Origin of the sequence: Lactobacillus nasalidis (assembly GCF_016587775.1) — a bacterium.
In the GTDB taxonomy this organism is placed as follows: domain Bacteria; phylum Bacillota; class Bacilli; order Lactobacillales; family Lactobacillaceae; genus Lactobacillus; species Lactobacillus nasalidis.
Genome location: NZ_BOCG01000618.1, coordinates 1 through 5,322 on the forward strand (window position 1 = coordinate 1; position 5,322 = coordinate 5,322).

The window sequence follows — 5,322 nt, forward strand, 5'->3', positions numbered from 1 at the left end:
CGCCCGGGCGCTGGTGCAGGGCCAGGGCCGCCGGAATATAGCGCACCGCGTCAACGTCAGCCTTGGCTGCCTGGGTCATCCGCCGGCGGGTATAGGTCGACAGCGACTCCAGATAGCGCCTGGAGCCTTCAGCATACAGGATTCCCAAAGCTAAAGACGATTTGCCGGATCCCGAAACACCGGCAATCCCCGTAATCTTGTTTAAAGGAATATCAACATCGATATTTTTCAGATTGTGCACGCGGGCACCGCGCACCTCAATATGATCGACCAATCTTCCACCTGCTTTCTCATGCTACGCGTATTTCTTGATGACGGCCATCATGGTCGCCCCGTAATTGGCCAGCTTGGCATCCCCGACCCCGCTGCACTGGAGGAATTCTTCCGGGGTCTGCGGCTTCATGGCCGCCATGTCCCTAAGAGAGCGGTCTGAAAAGATGACAAAAGGCGGCACGCCCCGCTTCTGCGCCAGGGCGCGTCTGGTCTTTCTGAGCGCTTCAAACAGCTCCTGGTCGTCTTCTGCTGCGGCCTGGCGCTGCGGCTTGGCCTCCTGGCGGCGCTTGACCCGGGCCTTGTCATCCAGCACGTCCCAGCCCCGGTTGGTCACGTGCACCAGCGGATAGCGGTCGCCAACCAGCTGCAGGTAGCCCTTTGAAATCAAATAGTCCAGCAGGCTGCTGATGTCGGCCTGCTTTTCGCCCTTCAAAAGTCCGTAGTGGGCGCATTCGTCAGCGCCGATCTCGCTGATCTTCTTGACCTTGGAACCGGCAACCGCCTGGGCAACCAGTTTCTTTCCATAGCGGCCGTCCAAGTCATAAACCATGCCGATGATCGCCTTGGCCTCAGCCGTCACGTCCTGGAAGTCCCCGCTTCTTAAGCAGTTGCTGCACTTGCCGCAAGGCGGGCAGTCCTGGCCAAAGTAGCGCACGATAAACTGCTGGAGGCAGTCGTCCGTGTTGGCATAGTCACTGATCGTCTGCAGCTTCTGGTACTGGACCTGCCGGTAGGCTTCATCTGCTTCGGAATTGTCAATGAACCAGCGGAACTGCCGCAGGTCGCTGGGGTGAAAGAGCATCACGGCCTCGCTCTCCAGCCCGTCTCTGCCGGCCCGGCCGGCTTCTTGATAGTAGGCCTCCAGGTTTTTGGCACTGTTGGCGTGAATGACGAAACGGACATTGCTCTTGTCGATCCCCATGCCAAAAGCGTTGGTGGCCACAATCAAGGGGATGCGGTCGTATTGAAAGTCATCTTGCACCATGGCCCGGTCTTCGTTGGACATCCCGGCATGGTAGGCAGCAACTTCAAAGCCTTCCCGGCGCAAAAACTCAGTTAAGGCCTCAACCTTTTTCCGGGTGTTGGCATAGATGATTCCCGCCTCACCCTGGTGCTGCTTCAAGTAGTTTACGATGTAGGCCCGGCTGTTTTTGGGCGCGTTGACCAGCTTGAAGTGGAGATTTTTTCTTTCAAAACTGGTAATGACAAAATTCTGCTCGGAAATATCCAGCTGCTGGCCGATGTCTTCCCGGACCGCCTTGGTGGCCGTGGCCGTCAGCGCCAGGACGTTCGGATGCGTGTGCAGGGCATTGATGCCGTCTTTCAGCTTGCGGTAGGCCGGCCGGAAGTCATGGCCCCACTGGGAAATGCAGTGGGCCTCGTCAATGGCAACCAGGTTGACCTCCAGGAAATTGAGCTGGTAGCGGAAGTAGTCCATCTCCATGCGTTCCGGTGTAACGTAGAGCAGCTTGATTTTTCCCTCATAGCAGGCCCTTAAGATCGGGTTGACGTCTTCCTGGGCAGTCGAGCTGTTCAAGGCCGCGGCAGGAATGCCGTATTCGCGCAGACTGTCGACCTGGTCCTTCATCAAGGAGATCAAGGGCGAAATGACCACGGTCGTTCCGGGAATCATCAAGGCTGGAATCTGGTAGCACAGGGACTTGCCGCCCCCGGTCGGCATCACCGCCAGGACGTTTTCGCCGCGGAATACTTTTTCGATTATTTCTCTTTGACCCGGCCGGAAACTGTCGTAGCCAAAATATTTCTTTAAAACCTGCTGTGGATCAAGCAAGCTCGCTCCCCCTTTAATTCACTGTTTTTTATCTATGATAACCAAAAAAAGATGCAAAAGCATCTTTTAGTTGACCCGGTTGACCGGAACTCCGTCAACCAGGAAGGAAACAATATTGTGACTGGCCTCTTTCAAGACGCTGCGCCGCGATTCCCGGGTAGCGCTGCCGGCGTGTGGGGTCAAAATTACGTTGTCCAGCTGGCAGAATTCCCGGTTAAAGTCCGGCTCTTGTTCAAAAACATCCAGGCCGGCGCCGGCGATGCGGCCGCCTTTCAGTGCCCGCAAAAGCGCCGCTTCATCGACCAGGCTGCCCCGGGAAGTGTTGATCAAAAATGCCGTTGGCTGCATCATGCTCAAGGCCGCCTCATCAATCACGTGGTAGGTTTCCGGCGTGGCCGGAGCGTTTAAGCTGACGTAATCGGCCCGGCTGAGCAGGTCGGCCAGCGGAACGTAGCTGACGCCCAGGGCGTGCTCTTCATCATCTGAGAGGCGGTGGCGGTTGTGGTAGAGAATGTTCATTCCGAAAGTCCGCGCGTAGCTGGCCAGGGTCTTGCCGATTCTGCCCATGCCGAAAATTCCCAGCGTCTTGCCCACCGGACTCTGCCCCTGGTTCTGGGCCAGGGCCGTGTCCAAAAACTTGCCTTCCTGCATGGCCTGGTTGTATAAAACCAGCTTGCGGCTCAAAGCCAGCAGCAGGGTAAACGCCATTTCAGCAGTTGGCTGCATTACGCTGGCCGGGCAGTTGGCAACAATGATCCCCTGGCTGCTGGCGTAGTCAACGTCGATGTGGTCAAAACCGACCCCGCTGGCGGAAACGATCTTGAGCTTTTCCCCCGCGGCCAGCAAGTCCTTATCAACGGGCAGCTTGCCGGTAATCAAGCCGTCGTATTCGCCCAAGTGGTCCAGGTACCAGGCCTTGTCTGCCTCAACCGGCGCGTAGGTAACCGCGCAGGCTTTTTCCAGTTCTGGCAATTGTTTGACTGTCAGACCAGCTACTAAAACTTTTGCCTTTTCCATTCTTATACTCCTTCTTCAACTGCCGGGTCGTGACTGCCTTTGAGGGCTGCCGTGTGCTCAGGCTTGAAATAGATCCTTTCGGCATTGGCAAAGCAGATGTCCGTCAGTTCTTTTTCTGAAAAAATTCCTGAATCTTCCAGCCAGGAATACAGCTGCCCGTAATCATTGAAAGTCGCCGACCACGGCCCGTCGCTGCCCCACAAGAGCCGGCCGGCCCCGACGGCTTCCTTGGCCAGGGATACGGCCTGCTGGCAGAAAGGATACGGGTAAGTGCGCTCACTTGCAATGTCCTGCATCGCCGCCAAGTCAAAACTGACGTTGGCCAAAGGCGCCAGCAGGTCCAGCTCTTTTTCCAGCTCATCCAGCCTGCCTGGCAGTGGGAAAGACAGGTGGCAGAGCACAAAGTCCAGGTCCGGATAGCGCCGGGCCAGACGGGCCAAAGCAAGCGGCTGGTGGCTGGCCTGGCGCAAATCGCCGTAATCGATCGTCACTACAAAGCCCGGATAGCTGCTGATATACTCAAAAATCCGGGTCAAGCGCGGATCTTCCGCCAGGTCAAAAGGTACATGATAACCCATCAAACCGCCGGCCTGGCTGACTTCCAGCTTGATCGCGCGGAAGCCGAGCTCTTCAACCTGGCGTTTGACGATCTTTTCTGCTTCTCCGGCAAATGGATCCACGGAAAAAGCAGCGATAAAATGGTCAGGATCAGCCTTGGCCACCTGCCAGCTGTAATAATTCTGAAAACCATACAGGCTTCCTTGCAAAAGCACCGCCTTTTCAACGTCATGCTCCCGCATTACCTTCCGCGCCGCTTCTGCTCTGAAAGAATCGTCGCCCCAGCCTTCAGGGAACAGGCGGGTCTTAAAGCCGTCGTCCCAGACCACCATGCCATTTCCCAGGGCATTGCTGCGGCCGCTGCCTTTATAGCTTGCCAAATCCCGCACCAGGTGCAGGTGAGCATCGATTTTCTTCATCGTCATTCTTCCAATCTATTTTTCGCGAACTGCTTTACACCTATTATAATGAAAGCGGTTCAGTTTGGCAAAAGTTTCAGAAAAAAATAAAAGGTCTTTCACCAAGTAAAAGACCATTCATTCTATTGCTGCCGTTCATTTAAGCGGTCAAGCGCCAGGTCGATCAAGCGGCCGGCAACTGCCTGCTTGGTCATCCTCGGCCAGGGATCCAGCTCTCTGCCCTGCTCCAAGATGGTTACCTGGTCTTCGTCGCCGCCAAAGGCATCCCCGCTGACGTCGTTGGCAACGATGATGTCGGCGCCTTTTTCAGCCAGCTTGCGGCCGGCATTTTCCAGCAGGTCGTTGGTTTCAGCGGCAAAGCCGATGACCACCTGCCCGGCCTGCTTGCTCTTGGCGACCGTTTTGAGCAGGTCCGGATTCTTGACCAAATCCAGACTCAGCTCTTCTACTCCTTTTTGCTTCTTCAGCTTGTGGTCAGCCGCTTTTTTCGGCCGCCAGTCGCTGACCGCCGCTGCCATCAAGAGGGCATCGGCCTTCGGGAAAAGCTGCTGCAATTGTTCCAGCATTTCCAAAGTCGACAGGGCCCGGTGGGGATGGATCCGCGAAGACTGCGGCACGGGCACGGACACGTTCCCGTAGATCAAATCAACCTCAGCCCCTCGTTCTGCCGCTGCTTGCGCCAGTCTGAAGCCCATCTTGCCACTTGACCGGTTGCCGATGAAGCGGACGGGATCGATAGCTTCCAGGGTGCCGCCAGCCGTCACGACAATTCGCCGTCCCTTGGCCGGCTGGTCAAGCTGCTGCAGAATCCAGGAGACGATTTCTTCCGGTTCGGGCATGCGCCCCTTGCCGGCATAGCCTTCCGCCAGCAGGCCTTCCGCCGGTTCCAGCACCTGGTCGCCGGCGCTCTTCAGCAAGGCCGAATTGCGCTGCACGGCCGGATTGGCCCACATGTGAGTGTTCATTGCCGGCACGATCAAGCGCGGACAGTGCAGGGCCAAAAGCGTGGTGGACACGGCATCATCAGCAAGGCCCTGCGCCATTTTCGCGATAACGTTAGCGTCCGCCGGCACGACCACGGCCAGCTGGCTCCAGTCAGCCAGCTCAATGTGCGCGATCTCAGCACTTCTCTGGCGGCTGAACAAGTCATCCAAAACCGGGTGCTTCGTCAGTGCCGCCAGGGTTGCCGGGCCAACAAAGTGCTCACTGTTGGCCGTCATCGCCACTCTGACCTCGTGGCCGGCCTTCTGCAGGCCGCGGACG

General features: G+C 57.1%; 4 protein-coding genes and 1 pseudogene. All 5 read right to left on the bottom strand.

Annotation, left to right across the window (positions count from 1 at the left end; genetic code table 11):
- Window positions 1–274: pseudogene (locus tag lacNas_RS11575) on the bottom strand (excinuclease ABC subunit UvrA); the annotation flags it as partial.
- Window positions 275–295: 21 nt separating this feature from the next.
- Complete coding sequence (gene recQ, locus lacNas_RS11580) at window positions 296–2,065, bottom strand: DNA helicase RecQ (protein ID WP_201331767.1); 1,770 nt, start codon at window positions 2,063–2,065, stop codon at window positions 296–298.
- Window positions 2,066–2,131: 66 nt separating this feature from the next.
- Window positions 2,132–3,082: an NAD(P)-dependent oxidoreductase gene (locus lacNas_RS11585; RefSeq protein ID WP_201335874.1), complete on the bottom strand. Its 951-nt coding sequence runs from the start codon at window positions 3,080–3,082 to the stop codon at window positions 2,132–2,134.
- A 2-nt stretch (window positions 3,083–3,084) separates the two neighbouring features.
- Window positions 3,085–4,059, bottom strand: coding sequence for an amidohydrolase family protein (locus lacNas_RS11590; protein WP_201330329.1), 975 nt, complete (start codon window positions 4,057–4,059; stop codon window positions 3,085–3,087).
- Window positions 4,060–4,181: 122 nt separating this feature from the next.
- On the bottom strand, window positions 4,182–5,322 hold a 1,141-nt coding region (coaBC, locus tag lacNas_RS11595; protein WP_201330330.1), incomplete at its 5' end, for a bifunctional phosphopantothenoylcysteine decarboxylase/phosphopantothenate--cysteine ligase CoaBC.

Excerpts from the sequence above, each read along its gene's own strand:
- lacNas_RS11590 (WP_201330329.1), bottom strand. The coding sequence starts at position 4,059 with ATGAAGAAAATCGATGCTCACCTGCACCTGGTGCGGGATTTGGCAAGC.
- lacNas_RS11585 (WP_201335874.1), bottom strand. The coding sequence starts at position 3,082 with ATGGAAAAGGCAAAAGTTTTAGTAGCTGGTCTGACAGTCAAACAATTG.